Consider the following 25,448-nt stretch of genomic DNA (forward strand, 5'->3'; position numbering starts at 1 on the left):
AATATATTTAAATGATCGAACAAATTTATACATTCTTCACAATTGAAGTGCTTTATATGTGGATCAACCTAGGCACTCTTCCTTTTTGGTTTATCCTGATCTTCTTTCCACAATCTCACATATGTAGATTTTTTGTTACATCAATATTTCCAATCTTTATATTAAGTGCTGCTTATATATTTATTTTATACAAATCTTATTTAGCTGGATATGATTTTGATGGTAACTTTTCTTTATACCTGGGGTTAAATGAGCTTTCGAGATTATTTGAGGATAATTTATATGTAATGGTTTTTTGGACACATTTTATTGCAATCAATTTGTTTTTGGGTGGATGGATTGTCAAAGATGCACAAAAATTTTATATAAATAGAATTCTTTTAGCAGTTCCATTAATTACTACATATTTGATAGGTCCTATTGGTCTTTTCATTTATTGGATAATTAGAATTTTTTATGCAAAAAGAATGAATCTCTATGAATAATCAAATAGATTTCTATTTTGATATAATCAGTCCTTACTCTTACATTGCGCATAAAAAAATACAGAAGATTAACAAAAATGATAAAATACAGTTTAACTATAAACCTATTTTATTAGGGGGCCTTCACAATTTAGCAGAAATAGCTCCTCCTGCATTTAATAAATATAAGATGAAAAATATGCAAAATGATTGTGAGTTAATTTCAAAAAAAAATAATTTTGATTTTACTTGGAATGTAAAATTTCCAATAAACTCACTTTATATTATGAGAGGGTATTTGTTTATGCTTGAAAGTGAAAAAAAAAATTATTTAGATATCTTTTTTGACGCCTATTGGAAAAATAATTTAGATTTGTCTGATAAAAAAATATTAATTCAACTACTAAAATTTTGTAAAATAGATTATGTAAAGTTTTTTAATGGAATTAACGATCAATTAATTAAGGACAATTTAAAGAAATTAACTGAAGAGGCTTTACAAAAAGAAATATTTGGTTCTCCAACATTTGTAGTAAATAATAAAATATTTTGGGGACAAGATCGTCTTGAATATGCTCTTGAAGAATTAAAAGTTGATTAAACTATTTTAAATTTGCTTTGTCGAATAGCGCCAAACCCACCATCAATGTGTGATACTTTTTCAAAACCCATTTCTTTTAGAGATTTAACTGCCAGAGCAGATCTTAAGCCACCAGCACAAAATAAAACAATTTCTTTATTTTGATCTAATTTGCCTTGTTTGAAATATGGACTATTAGGATCCATCCAAAATTCTAACATTCCTCTCGGAATATGATGTGAATTTTCAACTCTCCCCTCTTTTTCAAGTTCTCTAATATCTCTAATATCAATAAGATTTATTTTTTCATTTTCAAAATTTTCTAAAGCTTCTTCAGCAGAAATTGTTTTTATTTCTTTCAAAGCTTCATTAACTAATTCATTGGCTGATTTTATATTCATAATTTGTATTATATGATATTTTATATATAAAATAAACTGCTGTGCTTCCTAAATTTTTAAAACCTTATCAAATAAGTAATTCCAATTTAGTTAGAATTGGTCCCAAAACTGATGGGGGTTATGTGGTTGATAAAAGAATTTTTAAAAAGAGTAAAATGTTAATTACATGTGGGTTAAATGACGATTGGGAATTTGAAAGAGATTATTTAAAAAAAAATCATGAAACTCAAATAATTGCTTACGATCACACAGTAAATAAGAAATTTTGGGTTAACAGATTTAAAAAAGACATCATTTCACTATTGTTATTTAAAAAATTAAAAATAGGTAAAATTTTAGATGTGTTTAAATATTTAGATTATATGTTTTTTTTTAGAGATAATATCAAACACCATGAAAAGAAAATTGTTTATAAAAAAAGAAATAATAAAGAAATGACAATTCCTGAAACTTTAAATAGAAATAATGATGTAGTGTTGAAAGTAGATATTGAAGGAGATGAATACAAAGTATTAAATGATATTAAAAAAAACTCAAAAAAAATTTCTTTTCTAATAATAGAATTACATGACATTCATAAAAATTTAGGAAGAATTAGAAATTTTATAAAAAAATCAGATCTAAAAATTATCCACATACATGCAAATAATTATGGGGGAATTGATAAAAATAAAAATCCAAAAGTAATTGAATTATCAATGATAAATTCAAAAAAATTTAAGATAAATAAAATTTTAAGTAAAAAAAGATATCCGGTAATTAGTTTGGATTATAAAAATTTTAAAAGAAGAGATGATATCAAAATTGAATTCAATGAATAACAAAATTTGTATAGTTTATACGCATCATAAATTAGGTGATCTAATATGGCAGCTACCTTATATAAAAGCAATTAGTGAACATCATAAAATTGAAGTTGATCTTGTATTGAGAGAAAAAACACAAGCAAAAAATATTTTAAAAGACTTAAAACATATTAATAACATTCATTACAATAATTTTAGAAAAGGTATTTATTATTGGATAGATGTTTGGAAATTAATTAAGATTTTTAAACAAAATAATTATAGCCATGTGTATATTTTAGACAAAGTAAATAAACCTGCTTTAGCAGCTAAATTATCAGGAGTTAAAAATATTATTGGTCCTGGTATAGGTAATCAAAAAAAATATCTCACCACAAATATAACATTAAGCGATAATGACTGGAAGTTAAGTTATTCAGAGCAATCTCAAAAATTATTAGAATTACATAACATTAAATTGAATAATCAATATCCACAAATAGAGGTAAACATCAAAAGATTTAATGAAAATAATTCAGATCTGTTAGTTGGTGGTAAAAAAATTGCATTTGGAGTTGACTCTTTTGAGGATTATAAAATGTGGTATGAAGAGGACTTTGTGAAATTAGCAGATCTTCTTTATGAAAAAAATTTATTTGATTACATTTATTTAATTTGTGGTCCTGATAAATCATATATAGCGAAAAAAATAATCGAAATATCTGAAAGAAATTATTTTATAGATTGTTCTCAAAAAGATTTAACTGGAGTTATAACTGCTATAAAAAATTCTATTTTTTTTGTGGGAAATAATTCTGGACCCTTAAACTTATCTGCAGCCCTAGATGTAAAATCTTTTGGTTTAATTGCTAATGACGCAATAAGCGAACTTAAATACAGTAAAATAAAGTTTATCACACCTGAAGGGTACCAAGACAATACCTGGATAAGAGATAGAAAAAATATGAAAAGCCTTACACCAGAAAAAGTTTTTGACACCCTAATTGAAAAAATGGATAATAATGAAAGCGTCTAATTTTACATTACCTTCTACAAATCAAAATGATTATTCTTTAAAAAATTCTATTGGTAAATATGTGGTATTATATTTTTACCCTAAAGATGATACTCCTGGTTGCACAATTGAGACAAATGATTTTAACAAATTACTTTCGAAATTTAAAAAATTAGATTGTGAAATTTATGGTATTTCTAAGGATGGTCTAAAAAGTCATGCTAAATTTTGCAAAAAATATAAAATAAAATTTGATTTATTAGCTGATGAAGAAATTAAAGTTCTCAAAAAGTACAAGGTATGGGGTAAAAAAAAATTTATGGGCCGTGAATTTATGGGAATTATCAGAACCACTTTTTTAATTGATAAAAAAGGTAAAATATTAAAGATTTGGAAAAATGTTAAGGTTAAAGATCATGCTCAAGACGTGCTAGAAACCCTTAAAACCTTTGTTTAATGAATAAAAAAAAGGCCCCTTATTTCTAAGGGACCTTCAACGTTATTGAGAGAGAATATTTTTAGTCTCTAATTGCGTAAGCTATCACTCCAGTTTCAGTTACGTCTGTCCCTTTCGCTTGGGCTTCTTTACTTAAAGTAATACCAAATAAAGAATTCATAATTGACCAGACAAAATATGAAACAATAAACACTAATGCATTTACTGAAACTACTCCTATCAATTGAGCACTAAATGTTGCATCCGGGTTTGTTAATGGCACGGCTAATGTTCCCCAAATACCTGAAAGTAAATGAGCTGGTATTGCTCCAACAACATCATCAAGCTTATAACTAAATAGCAATTTAGTTCCGAACACAACAATGACACCACCAGCAGCACCAATTAAAATTGCAGTTAAGGGTGATGGAGCTAATGGTTCTGCTGTTATGGCAACTAATCCACCTATTGCACCATTCAACATTTGAACTACATCAGTTTTACCAAACATCAATCTAGTAACTACTGCCGCTGCTAATACACCACCACAAGCTGCTAAATTAGTATTGATAAAGATTGTAGAAACCGAAACAGCATCAGCAAATGATCCAAGAGCTAGTTGTGACCCTCCATTAAATCCAAACCATCCTAACCAAAGTACAAAAACACCAATTGTAACTAAAGGTATTGATGAAGCAGCAAAAGGTTTGATTGGTGTTGGTACACCAGATTTTGTAAATCTACCATGTCTTGGTCCAAGTATAATTATACCTGCAAGCGCAGCTGCACCACCAGTTGAGTGAACTAATGTTGACCCAGCAAAGTCAGAAAAACCAATTTCAGCTAACCAGCCTCCACCCCACTGCCAACCCATCACGATTGGATAAATTATTCCAGCTAAAATTGCTGCAAATAAAAAGAATGGCCATAATTTTATTCTTTCAGCCATAGCTCCTGAACAAATTGAAACTGTTGTTGCACAGAATACCATTTGAAAAAACCAGTCAGATCCATCTGAATAGCCAGTTTCTAATGCACTGGCATCTGACCAAGGCACAAAATTTCCTATGTATCCACCTTCTGGAATACCGTATGCTAAGTTGTAACCAACAAGCCAAAACATAATTCCTGATATTGCATAAAGACCAATATTCTTTGCACAAATTACAGAAACACTTTTTGAAGTTACCATACCAGACTCAAGCATTGCAAAACCTGCTGCCATGAACATGACAAGGAAACCACAAATTAAAAAAAATAGAGTATTAAAAATAAACCCTACTTCCGCTGATACAGTTGTCTCAGCATTTCCAACACTAGTTAAACCAATTAACATTACAAATGAGAGTATTGGTGCCGATATTAATTTAATAATTTTATTCATAAAACCTCCCGTTAATATGAAGTCTTATAAATTGATGAATTTTAAAAACTAACGCTGATTAGGTAAATTTGGTATGCAGTTTTTGCATATAGTAACAGCCCAAAACGTATTTAAAGACGTTAGGGCTGTTAAAAAAAATGATTACTTGTTGAATACTTCTTTTAAAGCTTTTGCAGGTAAGAATTTTACTTTTTGAGAAGCAGCGATTTGGATTTGTTCACCTGTTCTAGGGTTTCTTCCAACTCTTGCTTTTCTTTTAGCTACTTTATAAGTACCAAACCCAGCAATTTTTACTGAGTCATCACCTTTTAGTGCATCTAAAATAGTGTTGGTAATTGTATCAAATGTTCTTTCAGCATCTGCTTTGCTCAAGTTTAATGAGCCAGAAAGCTGTGCTATTAGTTGTTTTTTGTTCATTTTAGCTCCGGTTTTGTTGGTTAATATTCATATTTGTCATAAACGTTGATAAATCAAGCTTTTTTTTAGTGTCTATAATTTTTATAACTACAATATCTTGTAAATATGTAAAATAACGTTGATTTTACTTACTTAATTAACATCTATAAGAGATCTGCTAATTAAATAAACCAAGGTCTTTTAGGTCATTAAATGTTGTAAAAAACATCAATGATAACAACAAAAACATTCCGATTCGAAAAAAACCTTCCTGTGTTTTTTGAGATAAAGGTCTACCTAAGATTTTCTCAAAAGCATAAAACATTAAATGCCCGCCATCCAACATTGGAATAGGAAATAAGTTAATTAAACCAAGACTTATTGAAATATAAGCCATGATTGAAATAAAAGGTAAGATACCAATTTCAGCTACTTGACCAGTAATCTTAGCAATTCTAATTGGTCCCCCTAATTGGGAGGTATCACCAGTGCCTTTAAACATACTGCCAATATATTTTAGTGATGTAGCGCTCACAAAATAAACTTCTTTAACAGAATGAATGAGAGCTTGGGCTGGTCCTAATTTAACATGATTGATTTCATTATTGTAAGCACCAAGTTTAATACCAACCATTCTTTTATTAATTTTATTACCTAAATTATCATCACTCAAAACAATATTGGGTTTAACTTTTAATAAATATTCTTGATCAAATCTTTTAACTTTAAAATCAATAATCTCACCAGTTGAAGTAGTAATAAATTTTGAAACATCCATGATACTATTAACTTTATTGCCATCAATTTCTAAGATGATATCATTTTGTTTTAAACCTCCAATCATTGCTGGGCTATCTTTTTGAACTTCATTAATTACTGCTGGAGTAAAATCTTTTCCAATAAAAGTATAAATAGAAAAGAAAATTGCAATTGCTAATAAAAAATTAGCAAGTGGGCCACCAAATACTATTAAAACTCTTTGATATAGGGGTTTTAACACAAATAACTTATCTTGATCTTCCTTATTGTATTGTTTTAAAATCTTTTCTTGATCTGCTTGTGAGAATACGTTTCGATCTCCAAAAAACTTTACATATCCTCCTAAAGGTATCCAGCAAATCTTCCATCTTGTGCCAGATTTATCATTCCAACCAAATATTTCTTTACCAAATCCTATAGAAAAATCAGTAACACCTACCCCATATTTTCTTGCAAAATAATAATGACCGTACTCGTGAATAAATACCACGACCAAAATCAAAACAATAAATGGAATAATATAAGTAAGCATAATTTTTATTTCAATGAACCTTCTAAAACATATTTTAATATTCTAACTACTTGCAGTTGATCTGAGGCTACAGCTGAGGCTGCAGCATCTATTTCTTTTAAAGCATGCTGATGATCTTCATTTTGTATAACAATAATTGATTTATTTAATGCAGATGCATATCCCGCATCAAAGGCTGCATTCCATTGTTTGTATTTTTCACCAAATTTAACAACGACCACATCGCTGTCTTTAATAGATTTTTTAGTTCTAATTGAATTGATATTGGCACCTTTTCTATCTTTCCAAAAATTTTTCTCTTCAGCGCCTAAAATTTCGACACCACAATCATCTGATGAAGGGTGATCTGTTACAGGAGATGAAAATTGAATATTTAAATTTTCTTTTTTACAATTTTCAATTATTTCCTCACGCCAATTAGTATGAATTTCACCCGCTAAATATACTTTTAACATTTCTTCTCCTGTTTACTATTAAGTCTCTTTCTTAGACAATCTTTATTAATATATTTAACTATATATCAAATGTTTAATTTATCTTTAATTGCATAAAACCACACAGCCAATCTAAAATAAAAAGTCCTTAATTGAGGAAAAATAAACTTTTTAGGTAATCCTTTATAGATTTTTGAGATATTAAGATCTTTACTGTTTGATGAAAAAACTAGTTTAGACAGTTGTTTTCCAGTCCAAGGAGCTGCACTAACACCTACTCCGTTATAACCAAATCCATAATAAATCTCTTCATTATCAATTTTACCAATAGATGGGGCAAGCTTTTGGGATAAAGCGATCAACCCTCGCCAATTATAATCAATCGTGACATTAGACCATTGCGGAAAAATATCTTTTAAAAACTTTTCCATCTTTTTTGACATAGTTAAATTAGATTGATCACTTCCGGTTAAATCTCCTCTAGTTCCAAACAAAATTCGATTATCAGGTAATTTTCTATAATAATACAAAAGGTTTTTTGTATTAGCGATAGGCGAAAATGTTTTAAAGTTATGAGCATTAAGTTCATCCTCATTAAGTTTTCTAGTTACTATTACGTTTGAGATAACAGGCAGTACCCTTCCATCCATTTGAGGAATTAATCCTTCTTGATAAAACCCATTCGTTGCAACTACTATTTTCTTAGATCGTATAGATCCTTCTTTAGTTTTTGAAATATAAGATCCATTTTCTTTATTAATCTGATCTATTTTAGTGTGTTCAAATATCTTTAATTTTTTTGATAAAGCATGTTTTGCAATTCCATTTACAAATTTAAGAGGATTAATTGCAAATGCTGGTTTATATGAAAAAGCTCCATATTGCTCCGTTCCTTGATGTCCAATTTCATCAAATTCTTCTTTTGAATAAATTTTAGTCTCAATATCAAACTCAGATTTATAAACCTCAGCTTGCTCTTTTATTTGTTCAAATTTATTTTTATGATGAGCGACAACATAACTACTTTCTCCTGTTACATCACAATCAATATTATATTCTTTAATAATATCTTTTGTATGATTAGAGCCTTCAACTGAATTTTTAAAAAACTTCTTTGTCTCCTCCGCTCCATAAATAGATTGCATTTTTTTAAAAGACATCTTACTTGGAGGTAAGCAGTTAAACCCAGCATTCCTTGAAGATGCACCCCAACCTATTTTTCCAGCTTCAACTAAAATGACATCTAAGTTATGATTTTCTATTAAATTAATTGCACAAACCAATCCTGTATATCCACCACCAATTACCATAATTTCTGAATTAATATCTTTTGTTAACTTTTCTAAATTTAAATTTTCGCTTGAAGTATCCTCCCAATAACTACTGACAGGAGTATCAAATTTGTAAATATCTGAATGGTATAAATTTTTCATTTTATTAAAGTCTATCTAATTGAGTTAGTTTAACAAGATATTGATAAGTTTTAATTAAATTTCAGTATATTAATGACAAAAATAATTGACTATGATTTAATAAATTATGTGGATGAAAACTTTCAACATAAAAAGTATTAATAACATTAAATCAGTATGGACATTAGTATTTTTAACTCCATTCTTAATTTTTTTATTTATTCCTGAAAATTTTAATTCAATTTTAACTTTTGCCATTAATGCTTTGATGGGAACTGTACTATTTATTTTATTTGCAGTAAGTTTAGTTGCTTATTTAAAAGCAACTGGTGCCGAAAGTTTAGTTTCAAAAGCATTTAAAGGAAAAGAAGTTAGAACAATTTTTATCGCAACATTAGTTGGTGGTCTTGCTCCATTTTGTTCATGTGAAGTAATACCTTTTATAGCAAGTATGCTAGCTTTAGGAGTTCCGCTATCTGCTGTGATGGCTTTTTGGTTATCTTCACCTTTAATTGATCCTCCTGCTCTGTTGATCACAGCAAGTGCTCTTGGTTGGGATTATGCAATAGCAAAAACAATTTCAGCATTAACTATTGGTTTAATTGGTGGTTTTGGAATTTATTTTTTAACAAAACTTGGGATGTTTGCTAGCCCATTAAAAGATCAAAATAGATCTAGTAGTGGCTCATGCTGCGATACTAAAGATCCTTTTAATCAAGAGCTTGTCTTAAAATTTTGGAATAATTCAGAAAGAACTAAAATTTTTAGAGATGAATTTATAACTAATGGATTATTTTTATTAAAATGGTTATCGCTTGCTTATTTAATTGAAGCATTAATGGTTCAATTTATGTCTGCTCAAGTAATTGGAAGTTTTTTGTCAGGAGATGGATTGTTATCTATTGTTATAGGAGCTTTTGCTGGTGTACCTGCTTACTTAAATTCTTATGCAGCACCAGCTATTGTGTCAGGATTAATTGAACAAGGATTGAGTGCTGGTGGTGCTATGGCTTTTCTAGTTGGTGGAGCAATCAGTTCTATTCCAGCAATGACAGCTGTTTGGTCTCTTGTGAACCGCTCTACATTTATCGCTTATTTAACTTTCGGTTTTGGAGGAGCTATTTTATGTGGAATAGCTTTTCAATTTTATGTTAATTTTTAAACTAAATTAATTTGTTCTTTAAATTAATGATGCGCTGTTATTTATTGGTCTTAGTTATTTAGTTAAGAATTTTCTTTTTTGCTTTTTCAAATTCTTCTTTTGTTAAAATACCACTTTTATACATGTCATTTAACTTTTGGATCTCTAAAACTATGTCATTTGATGTTTCTGAATTTTTGTATGACCGTGTATCTACTGAGACAAATTTATCTAAGTTAAGATGATGTCTATCTAGAGCTTTTACTGATTTTTCAAAGTTTCTGTGTCGTTGAGCAGAAATTAACATCCATTGTTTCATTATTTTCTCATGTTCGGGATAATTTTGAATTCTATTTTTATGATACTCTGAACTCTCTTCTGTAAAAAAATTATTTTCTGGTGCATTTAAAATACTTGGGTCAATATAATAACTTAATACAAACCATTTTCCATAATTTAGTCTTGAAAAGTAACTGTGATTACTCCACAATCCAATTTTAGGAACTTCGACAGAAGTTTCTCTAAACCATTTTTTAGTCTGTGAATATGCGTTGCCTAATTCAGGATCTTTTGGATTATAAATTCTATTATAAAAATTAGTATGACCTGCTCTAAAACAGTTGTGTGTTGTTCCTTTTCGATAAAAATTTAAGTAATAATATTCTGGTCTTTCATAACAGCCATCATACTTTCCTTTAAAAACAATCTGATTTAAAGCATTATTAATTATGTACTCATAAACCCCAGCTGTGTGCATTTCCTCTAAAATCATTCCTTCAACAACTTTATTATTTTCTGTTCTAACAATAATGTTTGATTTTGATCTTAAACCATAATAGCTCCATCTATTTCGTTGAATTAATGTCCAATCCCCAGGTGGTAAATCAATTTTAAATTTTTTGCTTACTTGAAAACTGTCTTTAAGAATTTCACCTTTTTTATAATCTATTGCTAGGGAAATATTTGAATTAATAAAAAATATAATAAATAATAAAAATGAAAGAAATTTTTTCATAAAAAATAATACTTAAATTTTATTGATTTTTAAACGAAATTAATTTGTTCTTTGAATTAAAGAAGCGATATTATTTGTAGGTTTATTCACATCTTTTGATACTTCATGAAATATAAGATCAGGTTTATTACATTCTTTTAAAAAAGTAGAACCTTGTAATTCTAAATTTAAATATCGATTAATATCTGTTTGGTTAATTATTACAGGTTGTCGGTTATGTATTTCGTCAATGTTTTCTTTTGCTTCTTCTGTAATTAAACAAAATTGATCTTCTTCAAAAATACCAGCAAAAAAAATTGGTTTACTATCTTTTCTTGTAAAATAATGTGGTGTTTTTTCATTTTCTTCTCTTTTCCATTCATAAAAACCATCAGCAACTGCAACACATCTATTGTTTTTAATTAATTTTTTAAATGAAACTTTCTCATCGATAGTCTCTAATCTTGCATTAATTAAAGCTTTAAAATCTTTATCTTTAGCCCAGCTTGGGATTAAACCCCATTTGAGAGCCTCTAATGTATTGCCATTTTTATATTTTTTTATAACTGGAAGTTTTTGATACGGATGTGCGTTATAGTTTTCAGTATCTTCAACTTGAATTGCTGATTTAACTAATTTACTAGTTTTAGTAACTGGATTTTTGATAACATATCTTCCACACATAAATTTATTTTAGCAAATAGAATGAGTTGAGTCGACATGATGGTTTTTAAGCATATTGGCCCGCAACATAACCAGAAGACCAAGCCCATTGAAAATTATATCCACCCAAATGTCCTGTTACATCAACCACTTCACCAATAAAAAATAAATTCTTGTGTTTATTAGACATCATTGTTTTTGAAGATAATTCTTTAGTATTAACTCCACCTAATGTTACCTCTGCAGTTCTATATCCTTCTGTTCCTGTTGGATTTATTGTCCATGTGTTGATATTGTCACTCAGTTTTTTTAACATTTTGTTAGATAGTTCTGAAATGTTCCCACCAACTCTATTTTCACTACAAACTATTTGAGCTAATCTTTTAGGCATAATATCACTTACAATATTTAAAATATCTATTTTAGGATTTGATTTTCTTTTTTCTTCTAATAGTTGGTAAATATTTAATTTTGGTGACAAATTAACTTTTATATTGTCTCCTTGTTTCCAATATGATGAAATTTGCAAAATAGAGGGTCCACTTAAACCTCTATGTGTGAACAACATTCCTTCTTGAAATAATACTTTATTAAAAGAAACAATGGCTTCAACAGAAAGCCCTGTTAATTCTTTGCACATTTCTAATATCTTTTCGTTAAAAGTTAGTGGCACTAAAGCAGGTAAGGTTTCAATAATTTGATGATCAAATTTTTTAGCGATTTCATAACCGAATGAAGTAGCACCAATTTTAGGAACTGATAATCCACCAGTTGCAACAATTAGAGATTGGGACGAATACTTGTCAGTTTCTGTTGATACAAGATATTGATCATTTTCTTTACTAACATCTTTTATAATAAAATTTTTTAAAATAGTAACGTTTGCTAGCTGACATTCTTTAAGTAGCATTTCAACAATTTGTTGAGCACTTTGGTCACAAAATAGTTGTCCTAATTTTTTTTCATGAAATTTAATTTCATACTTTTTAATTAAATTAATAAAATCATTTTGTGTGTATTGACTTAATGCTGATTTTATGAATTTAGGGTTTTGTGAAAGAAACTTGTTAGGGTTTGTGTGAATATTGGTAAAATTACATCTACCACCGCCTGAAATTCTAATTTTTTCACCTATTTTTTTATAATGATCTACAAGAAGAACTTTTCGTCCACGCTTACCAGCTTCAATAGCACTCATCATGCCAGCTGCGCCTGCCCCAATTATAATTACATCGTATTGAATGCTCATAACTTCCTAACAATTAAATCTGAAAAAAAATCTTACTTTAAATAATCAAATTGATTGTCTTTTAATTAACTCGTCAATTTGTTCAATCATTACCTTAGATGATTTCATGGAAGGATAAATTTCTTGTGCTTTTTGATAGCTTTTTTTAGCTTTATCGTAATTCTTTAATTTTATATTAACCATTCCTTGTCCCGCTAAAGCTCCAAAATGTCTTTCTTCTAATTCTAAAACTTTATCAATATCATCTTGAGATTTTTGAAATTCTCCAACCATATATAATACTGTTGCTCTTTTATTCCAAGCCTCAGCCCAGCTAGGGTCCAATTCAATTGCCTCTGTAAAAACATCAATAGCTCTTTTTAATTGTTGATCTTGAACTAATCTTGAGCCCTCATCTAAAAGCGATGTCAATTTTTGATCTGTAGGATGAGTACTCCACAGCATCCAAATTTGTTGTGCAATTCCTGATGATAAAGATGGAATATTTTTTTTTAATTCTAAAAATAATTTATCCAACTCAAGGTTTCTATCATTTGCACTTAAAGTCGTTGTTGTAAGACATAAAATAATAATTGTTAGAATCTTTTTCATTAAAAATGTTAACAAAAAAATAATATTGAGTCTTTATAGATTTTCTAAGATAGCTTTTTTTAGAGTATTACCAATGATAATTGTACCCTGGTCATTTGGATGCATGCCATCACTTAAATTAAATTCAGGTTTTTGTGCTACACCTTCAAGTAGAAAAGGAATTAATTGTAATTTATACTTTTTTGATAAATCAAAGAAAATTTGATCAAAAGATTTCTTATACTCAAAACCATAAGAAGTAGGCGCAATCATTCCTGCTATAATTGTTTTAATATTTTTATTTTTGGCAATTTTAATGATTTCTTCTAAATTATTTTTTGTCTCTTTTGGATTGATACCTCTTAACATATCGTTAGCTCCAAGGGATAAAATCATTAGATCAATATCAGACTCTGATAAAGTCCATTCAGCTATGTTTAATCCACCTGCAGAAGTGCTGCCTGAAACACTGCCATTAATAATTTCAATATTATAACCGTCTATCTGTAACCTTTTTTGCAAAACTACTGATAAATGTTGCTCCTTAGGTAATCCATAACCAGCCATCAAACTATCTCCAAATAATATAACTTTTTCTATCGCACTTACTTTTATAGTGACTAGACAAATTACAATAATTTTAATAATAAAACTTTTATTCATGAGCGTTCTTCTTAAATTAAATAAAATAAATCTTAAATATCAAACTGGTAAAGATAATATAAGAGTTTTAAAAGATGTAAATCTAACTACCAAGAAAAAAGAGACAATCTCTATTGTTGGAGAAAGTGGATCAGGAAAAACTAGTCTTATTATGCTAATTGGTGGATTAGAAAAAGCAACATCTGGAAAAATATTTTTTCAAAATCATGAAATCACAAAATTGAGTGAAGATGAAGTCTCAGAGATAAGAAGAAAAAATATTGGAATTATATTCCAGTCATTCTACCTAATCCCAAATTACACTGCAGTTGAAAATGTAGCATTAACCCTTGAGCTGAATAAATTTAAAAATTCAGAAAAGGAGGCAAAACTATTATTGGATCGATTTGGACTTAGTCATCGATTTAATAATTTACCAAGTCAACTATCTGGAGGGGAACAACAAAGAGTAGCTATAGCTCGAGCAATTGCAATGAAACCAGAATTGATCTTAGCTGATGAACCCACAGGAAATTTAGATACTGAGAATTCAGTAATGATATCAGATATATTATTTAACTATGTTAAAGATGAAGGTTCTTCATTAATTATGGTAACTCATGATCCAAAATTAGCAAATAAAGCAAAACGTAAAATTAAAATTAAAGATGGAAAAATTAAATAATCCATCTGAACTTAATTTAATTTTTAAGTATGCTTTAAAAGATTTAAGCAGAAATTATAAAAAACTCGCCAGCATTATAATAACTCTTTTTATTAGTCTTTTCATTTTAAGTGCCATCTTCACAATTGAAGATAGCTTAAAAAAGGAACTTAACGATAATGCTAAAGCTCTGTTAGGTGGAGATCTTGAAATTGACTTTAATCGTAATGAAGGAAATCTTGAGCTAGTCAATCAAGTAAAAGAATTTGCAACTATTTCTCAAATGATTGAATTTAGCACAATGGTCTCAACAATCGGTAGAGAAAAGAATAAATCTCTTTTTACCAGAATAAAAACTGTAGATACTAAATATCCTTTGTATGGTTCAGTTGATTATGAACCGGCAGGTGCATTTGATAGAATGCATAATGAGCCCAATACTTTGCTAATAAATGAAAGTTTATCCAAAAATTTAAATCTAAAGATTAATGACAAAATTAAAGTTCAAAATCAATTATTTACAATTATAGGAGTTGTAAAATCTGTACCCGATGTAAGCGGTTTTGTTGCATTTGGTGATTGGGCACTTGCAGGTGATCAAACATTAGAAATTTTAAAATTAAATGGAATTGGTAGTTTTTTAAATTATGAGTACAAAGTAAAATTTAACGAAAGTGATGATCCTAATAAGATAGAAAAAAGAATAAAGAATCTATTTAAAGATGATCAAAAAGCTCAACTTAGGTATCCTGAAAATTCTGCAAGTGGATTAAAAGAGATTATAAATAATTTTTCACAGTTTTTATCATTAGTCTCTATTAGTGCTATGCTGATTGCTGGAATCGGAATAGCAAATACTCTTCTTTCTTTTATCAATCAAAATAATATGTCAATTGCAGTTAGAAAAGCAGTGGGATTTTACTCAGGCAATATTAAAACATTGTATTATCTTCAATTATTAATCTTACTTTTATTAATCACGATATTTGCTTATAGTTCAAGTTTTTTACTAGTTCCTATTGTAGATCAATACTTATCAGATGGATTAGGACTTAATGTTTCTCCAGTGTTTTCAATTATTAATTTTATTAAAATATTTTTAGTTGGATTGTTAGTGTTAATAATTTTTTCAATTCCAACCATAAGTTCAATCGATCAAGTAAAAGCCTCTAATTTATTTAGAAATGTATTTCAAAATTTAGAATTTTATTATTCAAAAAAATCTGCAGCTTTAAGTATAATCTTATTATCTGTTTTGGTTTTTCTATTTAGTGTAAGATCTGAAAATCCTATATATAGTCTTGGGTATTTTGTAGCTTTCTTTGTATGTTTGATTGTATTTTTTCTACTTTCAAAAATAATCATTTATTTCTTAAAAAAATTTAAATCTTCTTCCAATATATCCTTAAAAGTATCCATTAAAAATATAACGCAAACAAAAAGTATTACTCCTATTACAATTATGTCTTTAGGTTTAGGGGTGACATTGCTACTTACGCTATCATTAGTTGGTACTAATTTTAAAAGAGAAATTGCAAAATCTATACCAGATATCGCTCCAGATTATTTTTTTGTTGGTATTCAAAAAGGTGAAAAAAATAAATTTGAAAATAACATTCTACAAATGGATCCAAATGCTAAAATTGAAGTAGTGCCTATGGTTTCATCTGGCATTACTAAAATAAATGGTATTAACCCAAATACATATATAAAGCCTGGTGATGATAGTTATTGGGTTATTGGGAGTGACAGAAGATCTTCATGGGTAGATGAAATTCCAAAAGATAATCCATTAACTGAGGGTGAATGGTGGGATCTTAGCAAACCTGACCAACTTCAAATATCTTTAGATGCAGAAGTTGCAAAAGATTTAAATATAAAGTTAGGTGATGTGTTTACACTTAATATTTATGGTAGAGAAGTTGATGGTGAAATTGTAAATTTTAGAGCTGTTGATTACCGTGATCTTAATATTAATTTTGCAATGTTATTTAATCCTCAATTTGCAAATAATATTCCTCATGAATATTTGGCAACAGCTAAATTTGAAACTATTGAAAAGTTTGATGAAACTTTAATGTTAGAATCGTTACCAAGTTTATCTATGATTAAGATCGCAGATTATTTAAATAAAGTAACAGACGTTTTAAATAAGGTGTTTGTAGCTGTAACACTTATTTCTGCAGTGACTATTATTATTGGATTAATTGTTATTTCAAGCGCTATTATGGTTCAAGGAAAAGTCAAAGAATATCAAAATTTAGTTTTTAAGATATTAGGGTTTTCAAAAAAAGAGGTAATTTTATCCTCTCTAATAGAATTTGTAATTATTTTTAAATCAGTAATATTAATAGCTATCTTTTTTGCGGTAATTGCCTCTAAATTTATAATGGAAAATATTTTTGAATTGGTGTGGGCTTTTGATTTTAAAGTTTTATTTAATTTAGGATTAAGCATAGGTTTGGTTACCTTAACTTTGATAATGCTTACAAACCTAAAATATTTAAACCCAAAAGTTTATCCATTGATTAGAAATCAATAATATTTGAAGTTTAAAAATTTAAAAACTAATTTTGAACATTACTTCATTTCTTCTAAAAGGAGGGAGTGTAAAAGGACTGTTATAGGTTGCCATTATAGGTGAACTTTTTATCGAAACATTTTTTTTATTTAATTCATTTGATAAAATATCTCTATGTTTAATAAAATTTTTGTCTGAAGATCTTCCTGAATATCTCAACACTGCAAAATATCCTCCCTCAATATTAATTAATTCAACATCACTTCTTTTGGGGTCAGGTGCATTATTTTGATTAAATTTTTGTGGTAAGTAAAACTGCATTGTCATCCTACCGTCTTTTTCAATACGAGTTACTGGAGTGGTCATCTTAATTTCTTCATTTGTTTTATTATTTCCAGAAATATAATTAAAAAGTTTTCTAAAACTATTATTTTGATTATCTGTTACAGTTTCGACTGCTAATCGATCTGAGTATTTTCGTATCTCATAAATTGAATTTTTTTCTACTACTTCATAATTTGCCTCTTCAATAGCCATGGCGTTAGAATAAGTTAAAATATGTAAAACACAAAATAATAGAGCGTAGAATTTTAAATTTTTCATGAATTTAAATAACTTTATATTCGAAATTTTGTGTAGTTTCATTAATTTGCAAAAGTTTTGCACCATTTCTTAGATGAAATTTTGTAGCCATTTCAGTAAGTGGGGATAAAGTAACCAATCTATTTAAATGATTAGATTTCTTTATTTTCTTAAAAACCTCTTTTACGATTAGTTTACCACCACCTTTTTTTGTAGACCAAACAGTATATGCAATTGCAATTTGACCAATATTTTGATCTCTCATTGCACTTTGTAAAAAAGCATCTGTGCTAAATTTTTCTAACTCTTCAACACTTGTAGGAATTTTATTGGTATAAGCAAAACACATAACAGCGTGTATTTCTCCTTTATATTCAACACCATAAATTTTTCGACCATAACCAGTTCTAAAATCATTATCTAACTCAGGTCTAACAGGATCATCTACAGTATTGCATTCTTTTAATTCAATTAATTTTGACCCTTTAATCCACTCAAAAAAATTATTAATTGTTTTGTTAACAGATTGTTTGTTTTTTCTAATTCTGGCTTTGATACGAGGTTTAAATTTTTTGCTAATCATTATTAAGAATACTTAGCATAAATATTTAATCCAATATATGTGATTAATTATACTTGCCTAACGACTGAAGTAATTTTTCCCCAAGAGGACTGATTGGATCCTGAAAAATAATTTTTTTACAGGTTTTTTTTTCAACCATTTTAAGTAATTTTTTTGCCAAACCTTGTTTTCTAAAAATTGGATTAACAAATATGTATTCGATTTCACTCTCTGAATTAAATCTTACAAAACCCACTGTTGTATAATCATTTTTTAAAATTAAAACTCCATCTGACTCTTGAAGTGTGAAATTAGATAAATCAAATTTTTTCATATAAATTTAACTATTTGAAAAAAAAACTATTAATTAAAATTTATAATTTTTTAATCATTCGTTTTAAAAATCTTAATTTCCAAAAAAATGATTTTACAAATCTAATTAAATAAAAAAAATCACTTTTTTCTTCTTGATTTTGATCATCTTCATATAAATTTTTAATATCATATTTGCAAACACCTCTAATATCATAATAATTTTTTTTATCTGTATCTGAAAATTTTTCAAAATAATTATTTGTCATATGCTCAACAAAGCAATCTGGGTCTGGTTTGTCATTAATTTCTGGTAATAACGTTGCTTTAAAATAGTTCATACTAAATGCGTGATAACCAATAGACGATCTTTCTGTAATTCCATAATTATGTTTAAAATTGGTTGGTTTTTTTTCAAAAGACCACCATTTTGTTTTTATAAAATTTTTAAATATCTTTTTATTGTATATCCAAAAACAACAATAATTTTCAAAATCATTTATGAAAAATTTTTGTGAATTAATCTTTATAAATTTTTGTAATTTTTTAGTTAAATGTATGCAGTATTTTTTTTGATCATTGTGATTTCTTTCATAAACTAAAAATCCTAAATGAAATTTTTTTTCATTTAAAGAGACATCATATTTTAAAAAATATCTAAGATTCTCCTCTGAAAATTTTATATCATGCTCTAAATACATAAAATATTCATAATCATCTTTTTGCTTTTCCATTAAAGGCCTCAATAACCATGTTAATAGACCTTTATTTACATCTGCCTCACTAATTGAGTGATTAATAATTTTTGCATCTAGATTCTTATTATCTAAAAAATCATTGTGAGTGTGAATAAAGATATCACTTTTAATTGATAAGCTTTTTAAATTTTCAATATTTTCTTTTAAAAATTCGAACCTAGTTAATTGTCTATAACCTTCTTTTTTTTGAGGATTTGGATTGTAAAAAGGTATATGTATCGATATAGACATTATTATATTAAGAATTAAAAAAATATTTATCATAATTTTATAATGAAAAAAATTTTAATTACAGGTGGAACTGGTTATTTAGGCAGAAATTTAGCTATTTTTTACCGAAAAAAATACAAAGTTTTTTTAGGTGCTAGAAATAATAAGCAGAATTTCTTAGTTAAAAACCTGACTAATTGTGAAACTGTCCCTTTAGATGTTTCAAATTTAAATTCTGTTAATGATTGTTTAAATTTTACTAAGCCAGATATTGTTATCCATGCCGCTGCTACTAAATTTGTTGATCTCTCTGAAAAATTTCCATTTGAATGCATAGACACAAACATATTGGGCTCTACAAATATTGCTAGAGCATGTTTAAATAAAAAAATTCCAACTGTCATAGGTATATCTACAGATAAAGCCTCACCACCAATAAAAAATATTTATGGATTAAGTAAATCTTGCATGGAAAGATTATTTTGTTCAAGCAACCCTTATGGTAAAACGAAATTCATATGTGTTAGATATGGTAATGTTGCCTGGTCAACAGGCTCAGTGCTACCAATTTGGAAACAAATGTTTAACAAAAATAAAACGATTCTTACAACAGGACCTAATATGAGAAGATTTTTCTTTTCTGTTGATGAAGCGGTAAGTTTAGTTGATCAAGCATTAAAACTTAAAGACAAATTAAATGGAAAAATTTTATCTGCAGAAATGAAATCAGCAAAAATGATTGAAATTTTGAAAGTTTGGATAAAAAAACTTGGAGGCAAATACAAAGTTATTAATTCAAGAAAAGGTGATAGATTGGATGAATATTTAATAGGTGAAGATGAATTAAAATATACACACTCTATAAATATTAAAAACAAAAAATATTATGTTATAGACTTTAACAAGATGTCAAAAAAGCCACTTAAAAAAATCGTATCTTCTCAAAATGCTAAAAGATTATCTCAATCTGAAATAGAAAAAATAATTAGATTTGGGATAAATAATAATGATCTCTAAAAAAATAGACCATGCATTCATAATGGCTGCTGGAAGAGGCACAAGATTAATGCCTTTGACTAAAAAAATTCCAAAAGGACTAATAAAATTTAAACAAAGTTCTTTAATATCAAATGGAATTAACAAACTAAAAAAATATATTAGTTTTATTCATATATCTGTTGGATACAAAGGTCCAATACTTGCAAAACATTTAATTGAGCAAAAAGTTTCTTCTATCATTAATACAAATAACAAAGGTAATGCTTGGTGGATTTTTAACTCTATGTTTAAATATTTTGATAAGCCAATTTATGTTTTAACATGCGATAACGTTACAGATATTGACTTTAAAAAAATTGAAAAAGATTATTATAAAAAAAAACAACCTCTTTGTATGATTATACCTACTCAACCAGTGGCTGGTTTGTCTGGAGACTATATATTTAGTAAAAAAAATGTAGTTAATGGTCTTTCTAGAAAGAAAAAATCAAGTATTTACTGTACTGGAATACAGGTCTTAAATCCAAAAAAAATAAACCTAAAAATAAAACCAACAAATGACTTTAATATTCTTTGGAAAAGATTGATGAAGATTAAACAGCTTTACGTATCAGATATTGAGCCAAAAAAGTGGTATACAGTGGATAATATTGAAAATTATAATAATTTAAAAAAAAGATACTAAAAACTTTTATTATTTAATTTTTATCACCAACATAAACAGAAACACCTCGGGTATTGATGTCAATATCAAATTTTTTATGAAGTGGTGGAAATGCCCTTTGAGAACAATCTAATCTATCACAAGTCCGACATGAAACACCAATAGGTATCTCTGTTGATTTATCGTTAATATTTATATTTTCGGTATAAACAAAATCTTTTGCGTATTTTGCTTCACAGCCAAGTCCTATTGACAATATACTTTTAGCTTGTCCAAATCGACCAATACCTTTTTCAACTGTTCTAGCGATACAAACATATTTTTCACCATTAGTCATTTTACTTACAGCAGCCTGAATAACACCAGGTCTAGTTAGTGCTGAATAAACATTCCATCTAGGACAAGCTCCGCCATATCTAGGAATATCAATTCCTGATAGTGAAAATCTTTTTGAAATATTCCCTGCCATATCAACTCTTAAAAAATGAAAAGGAATACCCGGAAGTTTTGGATCTTGTAAACAAGTAACTCTATGTGCAACTTGTTCAAATGATGTAGCAAATGTATTTTGTAACAATTCTAAATCATATTTAAGTTTTTTACACTCTGTATGAAAAAGTTTATAAGGCATCAATATTGCTGCAGCACAATAATTTAGTAAGGCAACTTTAGTTAATTTTTTAGATTCTTCAGATGGAAAACTAAAATTGGATAAATAATCATTAATCTCTTCATTAGCACCTTCTTGCGCTATTTGTGCTGCTGCATGAAGTTTTTTTGTTTCTAATGAACTATAATCACTTAACAATAATTCATTTTTATTCTTATTATAGATTTTTGAAAAAGGTTTATTTTCATCAGGTATTACATCTTTAACATTAATTGAATATTCTGAATTTAAATAATCACAAAGAGCAATATACCTTGTTCTATTATTTTTTTGGATTTTATTGAAAACTTTATTTGCAAAGTCCTCTAGTTTTGGAAAATAATTTTTATTTTGTTGTAAAAAATCTGAAATAACTTCACCTGGAAAAGAATTTTTTCTATTATCAACTATTTTTCCAGAAATTTTTTCAATCTTATCAATTAACTCGTGATCTTTTTTTTTTAAAATATCTCCAAGTCTTACAATTGCTTTTCCAATTTTTGGATTTGTGCTTACTAGATCTTTTACCTCGGGTCCTAAAATATCTAAATCTTCAAATAAACTATCATCTAAAATTTCAGAAATAGTGTTTTGTAAATTAATATCTGCTTTTGAAGTAAGATGTGATAATTCAATATTAAGCTTTTCACATACTTTTAGTAAAAGATCGCCATCAATCTTTCTTTTGCCACTCTCAATTAAATTTAAATAACTCGGAGAAATACTTAGTTCTTCAGCTAATTTGTTGGCTTGAAGACCCAGCTGTCTTCGAAAAGCTTTGATTTTAGGCCCTATTTTTAAATCTAATTGACTCATATTTTCTATTTGTAAACTTTGTAAATTTATTTTTACAATTTTTTTCTTTGATTTACAAGTCTTTTTAACTTTTTGGTAGATTTAGTAAACTTTGTAAATTATAAAATTTACATGAATAAAAAAATAAATAACAATGAAAATGAAGCTCAAATCATTAAAAAAGAAGATTTTGATCAGCACAACAGTAGAGGTATCTATATGAGAGATGATCATTGTGATTGGGGTTCAAGTGGGATGAGTGATCTTATTAAGTCTCTAGACGATAATAACTAATCCATTCTTACTAATTCAATTTTCTCTAAAACTAACATCATAGGATAAACAATAATGAGTGCAGAAAATATCTCATACGACTTAAAAAGATTTGCTGGAATAAAACGTGATTATACAGATGATGAGGTTGAGAGATTAAGAGGATCAATTAAAATTGAATATTCATTGTGTAAAAATCAATCACAAAAACTTTGGAATTTATTAAATACTGAGGCTTATGTAAATACACTTGGATCATTGTCTGGTAACCAGGCTGTTCAACATGCAAAAGCTGGGTTGAAAGCGATTTACTTAAGTGGATGGCAAGTTGCAGCAGATGCAAACACTGCAGGTGAAATGTATCCGGACCAATCTTTATACCCTTATGATAGTGCTCCTAAATTAGTTGAGACGATGAACAACTCATTGGTTAGAGCAGATCAAATCCAACATATGGAATTATTAGATGGTGATATGAAAAAAGAAGATAAAACTGATTATATGTTACCTATAATTGCTGATGGTGAGGCAGGATTTGGTGGGCCACTTAATGTATTTGAATTAACTAAAAAATTTATACGAGCTGGTGCTGCAGGTGTTCATTTTGAAGATCAGTTAGCTAGTGAAAAAAAATGTGGTCACATGGGTGGAAAAGTTTTGGTTCCAACAGGTACAATGGTAAAAAATTTAAAATCAGCAAGATTAGCAGCAGATATTGCAGAAGTGCCGCTAATCATTCTAGCAAGAACAGATGCTAACGCTGCAAAATTGATTACAAATGATTTTGATGAAAATGACAAACCATTTTTAACTGGTGAAAGATCTCCTGAAGGTTTTTTCTACGTTAAAGATGGAATAGAACAAGCTATTTCAAGAGGACTTGCATATGCACCCTATGCAGATTTAATTTGGTGTGAAACAGCAACTCCAAATCTTGCAGAAGCTAAAAAATTTGCGGATGCAATACATGAAAAATTTCCAGGAAAACTATTAGCATATAACTGTTCTCCCTCATTTAATTGGAAGAAACATTTAAGTGATGATGAAATTGCCTCATTCCAACAAGAGATCGCTAAGATGGGATATAAATTTCAATTTATTACTTTAGCTGGTTTTCACACGCAAAATATTGCAATTTTTGAACTTGCTGAAAAATATAAAAAAGAAGGTATGACCGCTTACTCAAAAATTCAACAACAAGAATTTTCTAGAGAAAAGGATGGTTACACTAGTGTTAAGCATCAAAGAGAAGTTGGTACTTCGTATTTTGATGCTGTATCTAATACTATTAGCAGTGGTAAAAGTTCCACAACTGCTATGGCAGGTTCAACTGAATCTGAGCAATTTTAAATAAAAATTAATTCCCTCAATTTTTTTTAATAGCCTTTAACTAGGCTATTTTTTATTTGTAAATAATTATTAAGACTGTTATGGAGAAAAATGATCAATAAAGACTTCGGTTTTGGAACTCAAATTAGAAAATCACCTTATTTTGATTCAACTGTAAAATGGGGTGCCACTGGATTTTCAGTTTATAACCATATGTATATTCCCAGAGACTTTGGTAATCCTGAAAAAAACTTTTGGAATTTAATTGAAAAAGCTATTCTTTGTGATGTTGCGGTAGAAAGACAAGTTGAAATAACCGGCGCTGATGCATACGAATTTATTCAAATATTAACACCTAGAGATTTATCAAAACTTGCTATTGGGCAATGCAAGTATGTTTTAATTACTAATAATGATGGCGGTATATTAAATGATCCAGTTTTATTAAGACTTGCTGAAAATCATTTTTGGTTATCCCTTGCAGATAGTGATATTTTGCTTTGGGCTCAAGGAGTTGCTATTAACTCTGGACTTGATGTTAAAATAACTGAACCAGATGTTTCTCCTTTGCAATTACAAGGACCAATTTCACAAGAAATTATGGTTAAATTATTTGGGGAAGAAATAAGAAATTTAAAATATTATTGGCTTAAAGAATGTAGTCTAGATGGCATCCCATTAATTGTGTCTAGAACTGGTTGGTCTAGTGAACTTGGCTATGAAATATATTTAAGAGATAGTTCTAGAGGAAATGAGTTATATGAAAAAATTATGGATGCTGGAAACGAACATGGAATTCAACCAGGTCACACTTCTACAATTAGAAGGATTGAAGGTGGAATGTTATCTTATCACGCAGATGCTGATATAAACACAAATCCATTTGAACTTGGTTTTGATAGATTAGTAAATTTAGATACGGATACTAAATTTATAGGTAAGGATGCCTTAAAGAAAATCAAACACAACGGTATTAAAAGAAAGCAAGTTGGTTTAATAATTGATTGTAATCCGTTAGTTGGACCTAATACAACTTTTTGGCCAGTTCAAATAAATGGTAAAACAATTGGTAAGGTTACTTCAGCAGTATATTCACCTAGACTTAAAAAGAATATTGCATTAGCTATGGTTGAGATAACTTATTCAGAAATTGGATCAGTATTAGAAGTTAAAACTGATAATAAAAATTTCTTGTCACAAATAGTTAAAATTCCTTTTTATGATCCTAAAAAAAATATAACTAAAGCTTAATAATAATAGATAAAAAAAAGGC

General features: G+C 28.2%; 29 protein-coding genes. 13 read left to right on the forward strand and 16 right to left on the reverse strand.

Annotation, left to right across the window (positions count from 1 at the left end):
• The first annotated feature begins 11 nt into the window (after window positions 1-11).
• Together ACIJYI_RS04150 and ACIJYI_RS04155 are read left to right on the forward strand one after the other, a co-directional pair.
• On the forward strand, window positions 12-485 hold the full coding sequence (locus tag ACIJYI_RS04150; protein WP_435113013.1) for an ABA4-like family protein: 474 nt from the start codon (window positions 12-14) through the stop codon (window positions 483-485).
• Window positions 478-1,065: a 2-hydroxychromene-2-carboxylate isomerase gene (locus ACIJYI_RS04155; protein ID WP_435113015.1), complete on the forward strand. Its 588-nt coding sequence runs from the start codon at window positions 478-480 to the stop codon at window positions 1,063-1,065. The genes ACIJYI_RS04150 and ACIJYI_RS04155 overlap by 8 nt, the downstream gene beginning before the upstream one ends.
• Here the strand turns inward: ACIJYI_RS04155 and ACIJYI_RS04160 are convergent.
• Entirely contained in the window at window positions 1,062-1,445 is a 384-nt protein-coding gene (locus tag ACIJYI_RS04160; RefSeq protein WP_435113017.1) for a rhodanese-like domain-containing protein, read from the reverse strand. The two genes, ACIJYI_RS04155 and ACIJYI_RS04160, sit on opposite strands and share 4 nt — an antisense overlap.
• 41 nt (window positions 1,446-1,486) lie before the next feature.
• Between ACIJYI_RS04160 and ACIJYI_RS04165 the strand changes: the two genes are divergently transcribed.
• Genes ACIJYI_RS04165 through ACIJYI_RS04175 form a run of 3 tightly spaced genes read left to right on the forward strand, consistent with a single transcriptional unit; the run spans window position 1,487 to window position 3,702 of the window.
• On the forward strand, window positions 1,487-2,266 hold the full coding sequence (locus ACIJYI_RS04165) for an FkbM family methyltransferase (protein ID WP_435113019.1): 780 nt from the start codon (window positions 1,487-1,489) through the stop codon (window positions 2,264-2,266).
• Entirely contained in the window at window positions 2,259-3,266 is a 1,008-nt protein-coding gene (locus tag ACIJYI_RS04170) for a glycosyltransferase family 9 protein (RefSeq protein ID WP_435113021.1), read from the forward strand. The genes ACIJYI_RS04165 and ACIJYI_RS04170 overlap by 8 nt, the downstream gene beginning before the upstream one ends.
• Window positions 3,253-3,702 (forward strand): peroxiredoxin, encoded by a 450-nt coding sequence (locus tag ACIJYI_RS04175; protein ID WP_435113023.1) that lies wholly within the window; start codon window positions 3,253-3,255, stop codon window positions 3,700-3,702. The genes ACIJYI_RS04170 and ACIJYI_RS04175 overlap by 14 nt, the downstream gene beginning before the upstream one ends.
• Window positions 3,703-3,763: 61 nt before the next feature.
• Here the strand turns inward: ACIJYI_RS04175 and ACIJYI_RS04180 are convergent, their stop codons facing one another.
• The 5 genes from ACIJYI_RS04180 to ACIJYI_RS04200 form a co-directional block, all read right to left on the reverse strand.
• Window positions 3,764-5,065, reverse strand: a complete 1,302-nt coding sequence (locus tag ACIJYI_RS04180; RefSeq protein ID WP_435113025.1) for an ammonium transporter — start codon at window positions 5,063-5,065, stop codon at window positions 3,764-3,766.
• 141 nt (window positions 5,066-5,206) lie between these two features.
• Window positions 5,207-5,482: an HU family DNA-binding protein gene (locus ACIJYI_RS04185; RefSeq protein WP_028037150.1), complete on the reverse strand. Its 276-nt coding sequence runs from the start codon at window positions 5,480-5,482 to the stop codon at window positions 5,207-5,209.
• 157 nt (window positions 5,483-5,639) lie between these two features.
• On the reverse strand, window positions 5,640-6,752 hold the full coding sequence (rseP, locus tag ACIJYI_RS04190; RefSeq protein ID WP_435113027.1) for an RIP metalloprotease RseP: 1,113 nt from the start codon (window positions 6,750-6,752) through the stop codon (window positions 5,640-5,642).
• A gap of 5 nt (window positions 6,753-6,757) precedes the next feature.
• Complete coding sequence (locus tag ACIJYI_RS04195; RefSeq protein WP_435113029.1) at window positions 6,758-7,207, reverse strand: YtoQ family protein; 450 nt, start codon at window positions 7,205-7,207, stop codon at window positions 6,758-6,760.
• Window positions 7,208-7,272: 65 nt separating this feature from the next.
• Complete coding sequence (locus ACIJYI_RS04200; protein ID WP_435113031.1) at window positions 7,273-8,619, reverse strand: NAD(P)/FAD-dependent oxidoreductase; 1,347 nt, start codon at window positions 8,617-8,619, stop codon at window positions 7,273-7,275.
• Window positions 8,620-8,731: 112 nt separating this feature from the next.
• Between ACIJYI_RS04200 and ACIJYI_RS04205 the strand changes: the two genes are divergently transcribed.
• A complete protein-coding gene (locus ACIJYI_RS04205; protein ID WP_435113033.1) occupies window positions 8,732-9,760 on the forward strand; it encodes a permease in 1,029 nt (342 codons plus the stop codon).
• A 58-nt stretch (window positions 9,761-9,818) separates the two neighbouring features.
• On the opposite strand, the gene ACIJYI_RS04210 is transcribed toward ACIJYI_RS04205, so the two are convergent.
• The 5 genes from ACIJYI_RS04210 to ACIJYI_RS04230 are packed head-to-tail and all read right to left on the reverse strand — an operon-like array spanning window position 9,819 to window position 13,878.
• Window positions 9,819-10,754: an SHOCT domain-containing protein gene (locus ACIJYI_RS04210; RefSeq protein WP_435113035.1), complete on the reverse strand. Its 936-nt coding sequence runs from the start codon at window positions 10,752-10,754 to the stop codon at window positions 9,819-9,821.
• A gap of 39 nt (window positions 10,755-10,793) precedes the next feature.
• On the reverse strand, window positions 10,794-11,417 hold the full coding sequence (locus tag ACIJYI_RS04215; RefSeq protein WP_435113037.1) for an SOS response-associated peptidase: 624 nt from the start codon (window positions 11,415-11,417) through the stop codon (window positions 10,794-10,796).
• A 46-nt stretch (window positions 11,418-11,463) separates the two neighbouring features.
• Window positions 11,464-12,645, reverse strand: coding sequence for an NAD(P)/FAD-dependent oxidoreductase (locus tag ACIJYI_RS04220; RefSeq protein WP_435113039.1), 1,182 nt, complete (start codon window positions 12,643-12,645; stop codon window positions 11,464-11,466).
• A gap of 45 nt (window positions 12,646-12,690) precedes the next feature.
• Window positions 12,691-13,236 (reverse strand): tetratricopeptide repeat protein, encoded by a 546-nt coding sequence (locus tag ACIJYI_RS04225; RefSeq protein ID WP_435113041.1) that lies wholly within the window; start codon window positions 13,234-13,236, stop codon window positions 12,691-12,693.
• Between the two features lie 33 nt (window positions 13,237-13,269).
• A complete protein-coding gene (locus ACIJYI_RS04230; protein WP_435113043.1) occupies window positions 13,270-13,878 on the reverse strand; it encodes an arylesterase in 609 nt (202 codons plus the stop codon).
• On the opposite strand from ACIJYI_RS04230, the gene ACIJYI_RS04235 reads away from it, so the two are divergent.
• Both ACIJYI_RS04235 and ACIJYI_RS04240 read left to right on the forward strand, forming a co-directional pair.
• Complete coding sequence (locus ACIJYI_RS04235; protein WP_435113045.1) at window positions 13,877-14,542, forward strand: ABC transporter ATP-binding protein; 666 nt, start codon at window positions 13,877-13,879, stop codon at window positions 14,540-14,542. The genes ACIJYI_RS04230 and ACIJYI_RS04235 overlap by 2 nt on opposite strands.
• Window positions 14,526-17,063: an ABC transporter permease gene (locus tag ACIJYI_RS04240; protein WP_435113047.1), complete on the forward strand. Its 2,538-nt coding sequence runs from the start codon at window positions 14,526-14,528 to the stop codon at window positions 17,061-17,063. The genes ACIJYI_RS04235 and ACIJYI_RS04240 overlap by 17 nt, the downstream gene beginning before the upstream one ends.
• A gap of 18 nt (window positions 17,064-17,081) precedes the next feature.
• Here ACIJYI_RS04240 and ACIJYI_RS04245 read toward each other — a convergent pair whose 3' ends face one another.
• Genes ACIJYI_RS04245 through ACIJYI_RS04260 form a run of 4 tightly spaced genes read right to left on the reverse strand, consistent with a single transcriptional unit; the run spans window position 17,082 to window position 19,487 of the window.
• Window positions 17,082-17,645 (reverse strand): SOUL family heme-binding protein, encoded by a 564-nt coding sequence (locus tag ACIJYI_RS04245; RefSeq protein WP_435113049.1) that lies wholly within the window; start codon window positions 17,643-17,645, stop codon window positions 17,082-17,084.
• Between the two features lie 4 nt (window positions 17,646-17,649).
• Window positions 17,650-18,207, reverse strand: a complete 558-nt coding sequence (locus ACIJYI_RS04250; protein ID WP_435113051.1) for a hypothetical protein — start codon at window positions 18,205-18,207, stop codon at window positions 17,650-17,652.
• Window positions 18,208-18,250: 43 nt separating this feature from the next.
• Window positions 18,251-18,520, reverse strand: coding sequence for a GNAT family N-acetyltransferase (locus tag ACIJYI_RS04255; protein ID WP_435113053.1), 270 nt, complete (start codon window positions 18,518-18,520; stop codon window positions 18,251-18,253).
• A 40-nt stretch (window positions 18,521-18,560) separates the two neighbouring features.
• A complete protein-coding gene (locus ACIJYI_RS04260; RefSeq protein WP_435113055.1) occupies window positions 18,561-19,487 on the reverse strand; it encodes a hypothetical protein in 927 nt (308 codons plus the stop codon).
• 42 nt (window positions 19,488-19,529) lie between these two features.
• Between ACIJYI_RS04260 and ACIJYI_RS04265 the strand changes: the two genes are divergently transcribed.
• Window positions 19,530-20,483 carry a polysaccharide biosynthesis protein gene (locus ACIJYI_RS04265; protein WP_435113057.1) on the forward strand — a complete coding sequence of 318 codons (954 nt, stop codon included), beginning with the start codon at window positions 19,530-19,532 and terminating at the stop codon, window positions 20,481-20,483.
• Window positions 20,473-21,150, forward strand: coding sequence for a nucleotidyltransferase family protein (locus ACIJYI_RS04270; RefSeq protein WP_435113059.1), 678 nt, complete (start codon window positions 20,473-20,475; stop codon window positions 21,148-21,150). The genes ACIJYI_RS04265 and ACIJYI_RS04270 overlap by 11 nt, the downstream gene beginning before the upstream one ends.
• 13 nt (window positions 21,151-21,163) lie before the next feature.
• Here the strand turns inward: ACIJYI_RS04270 and ACIJYI_RS04275 are convergent, their stop codons facing one another.
• Window positions 21,164-22,594: a helix-turn-helix domain-containing protein gene (locus tag ACIJYI_RS04275; protein ID WP_435113061.1), complete on the reverse strand. Its 1,431-nt coding sequence runs from the start codon at window positions 22,592-22,594 to the stop codon at window positions 21,164-21,166.
• A 111-nt stretch (window positions 22,595-22,705) separates the two neighbouring features.
• Between ACIJYI_RS04275 and ACIJYI_RS04280 the strand changes: the two genes are divergently transcribed.
• The 3 genes from ACIJYI_RS04280 (at window position 22,706) to ACIJYI_RS04290 (ending at window position 25,426) form a co-directional block, all read left to right on the forward strand.
• Complete coding sequence (locus ACIJYI_RS04280) at window positions 22,706-22,867, forward strand: hypothetical protein (RefSeq protein ID WP_435113063.1); 162 nt, start codon at window positions 22,706-22,708, stop codon at window positions 22,865-22,867.
• Between the two features lie 54 nt (window positions 22,868-22,921).
• On the forward strand, window positions 22,922-24,196 hold the full coding sequence (gene aceA, locus ACIJYI_RS04285; RefSeq protein ID WP_435113065.1) for an isocitrate lyase: 1,275 nt from the start codon (window positions 22,922-22,924) through the stop codon (window positions 24,194-24,196).
• Window positions 24,197-24,286: 90 nt separating this feature from the next.
• Window positions 24,287-25,426 (forward strand): glycine cleavage T C-terminal barrel domain-containing protein, encoded by a 1,140-nt coding sequence (locus tag ACIJYI_RS04290; protein WP_435113067.1) that lies wholly within the window; start codon window positions 24,287-24,289, stop codon window positions 25,424-25,426.
• The last annotated feature ends 22 nt before the right edge of the window (window positions 25,427-25,448 follow it).

This window comes from Candidatus Pelagibacter bacterium nBUS_36, assembly GCF_051201215.1.
In the GTDB taxonomy this organism is placed as follows: domain Bacteria; phylum Pseudomonadota; class Alphaproteobacteria; order Pelagibacterales; family Pelagibacteraceae; genus Pelagibacter.

Coding starts and splice junctions, on each gene's coding strand:
- ACIJYI_RS04150 (WP_435113013.1), top strand. CDS start 12: ATGATCGAACAAATTTATACATTCTTCACAATTGAAGTGCTTTATATG.
- ACIJYI_RS04270 (WP_435113059.1), top strand. CDS start 20,473: ATGATCTCTAAAAAAATAGACCATGCATTCATAATGGCTGCTGGAAGA.
- ACIJYI_RS04275 (WP_435113061.1), bottom strand. CDS start 22,594: ATGAGTCAATTAGATTTAAAAATAGGGCCTAAAATCAAAGCTTTTCGA.
- ACIJYI_RS04215 (WP_435113037.1), bottom strand. CDS start 11,417: ATGTGTGGAAGATATGTTATCAAAAATCCAGTTACTAAAACTAGTAAA.
- ACIJYI_RS04290 (WP_435113067.1), top strand. CDS start 24,287: ATGATCAATAAAGACTTCGGTTTTGGAACTCAAATTAGAAAATCACCT.
- ACIJYI_RS04230 (WP_435113043.1), bottom strand. CDS start 13,878: ATGAATAAAAGTTTTATTATTAAAATTATTGTAATTTGTCTAGTCACT.
- ACIJYI_RS04235 (WP_435113045.1), top strand. CDS start 13,877: ATGAGCGTTCTTCTTAAATTAAATAAAATAAATCTTAAATATCAAACT.
- ACIJYI_RS04155 (WP_435113015.1), top strand. CDS start 478: ATGAATAATCAAATAGATTTCTATTTTGATATAATCAGTCCTTACTCT.
- ACIJYI_RS04255 (WP_435113053.1), bottom strand. CDS start 18,520: ATGAAAAAATTTGATTTATCTAATTTCACACTTCAAGAGTCAGATGGA.
- ACIJYI_RS04210 (WP_435113035.1), bottom strand. CDS start 10,754: ATGAAAAAATTTCTTTCATTTTTATTATTTATTATATTTTTTATTAAT.
- ACIJYI_RS04260 (WP_435113055.1), bottom strand. CDS start 19,487: ATGTCTATATCGATACATATACCTTTTTACAATCCAAATCCTCAAAAA.
- ACIJYI_RS04200 (WP_435113031.1), bottom strand. CDS start 8,619: ATGAAAAATTTATACCATTCAGATATTTACAAATTTGATACTCCTGTC.
- ACIJYI_RS04240 (WP_435113047.1), top strand. CDS start 14,526: ATGGAAAAATTAAATAATCCATCTGAACTTAATTTAATTTTTAAGTAT.
- ACIJYI_RS04245 (WP_435113049.1), bottom strand. CDS start 17,645: ATGAAAAATTTAAAATTCTACGCTCTATTATTTTGTGTTTTACATATT.
- ACIJYI_RS04170 (WP_435113021.1), top strand. CDS start 2,259: ATGAATAACAAAATTTGTATAGTTTATACGCATCATAAATTAGGTGAT.
- ACIJYI_RS04220 (WP_435113039.1), bottom strand. CDS start 12,645: ATGAGCATTCAATACGATGTAATTATAATTGGGGCAGGCGCAGCTGGC.
- ACIJYI_RS04195 (WP_435113029.1), bottom strand. CDS start 7,207: ATGTTAAAAGTATATTTAGCGGGTGAAATTCATACTAATTGGCGTGAG.
- ACIJYI_RS04160 (WP_435113017.1), bottom strand. CDS start 1,445: ATGAATATAAAATCAGCCAATGAATTAGTTAATGAAGCTTTGAAAGAA.
- ACIJYI_RS04280 (WP_435113063.1), top strand. CDS start 22,706: ATGAATAAAAAAATAAATAACAATGAAAATGAAGCTCAAATCATTAAA.
- ACIJYI_RS04250 (WP_435113051.1), bottom strand. CDS start 18,207: ATGATTAGCAAAAAATTTAAACCTCGTATCAAAGCCAGAATTAGAAAA.
- ACIJYI_RS04180 (WP_435113025.1), bottom strand. CDS start 5,065: ATGAATAAAATTATTAAATTAATATCGGCACCAATACTCTCATTTGTA.
- aceA (WP_435113065.1), top strand. CDS start 22,922: ATGAGTGCAGAAAATATCTCATACGACTTAAAAAGATTTGCTGGAATA.
- ACIJYI_RS04205 (WP_435113033.1), top strand. CDS start 8,732: ATGAAAACTTTCAACATAAAAAGTATTAATAACATTAAATCAGTATGG.
- ACIJYI_RS04265 (WP_435113057.1), top strand. CDS start 19,530: ATGAAAAAAATTTTAATTACAGGTGGAACTGGTTATTTAGGCAGAAAT.
- ACIJYI_RS04175 (WP_435113023.1), top strand. CDS start 3,253: ATGAAAGCGTCTAATTTTACATTACCTTCTACAAATCAAAATGATTAT.
- ACIJYI_RS04225 (WP_435113041.1), bottom strand. CDS start 13,236: ATGAAAAAGATTCTAACAATTATTATTTTATGTCTTACAACAACGACT.
- ACIJYI_RS04185 (WP_028037150.1), bottom strand. CDS start 5,482: ATGAACAAAAAACAACTAATAGCACAGCTTTCTGGCTCATTAAACTTG.
- rseP (WP_435113027.1), bottom strand. CDS start 6,752: ATGCTTACTTATATTATTCCATTTATTGTTTTGATTTTGGTCGTGGTA.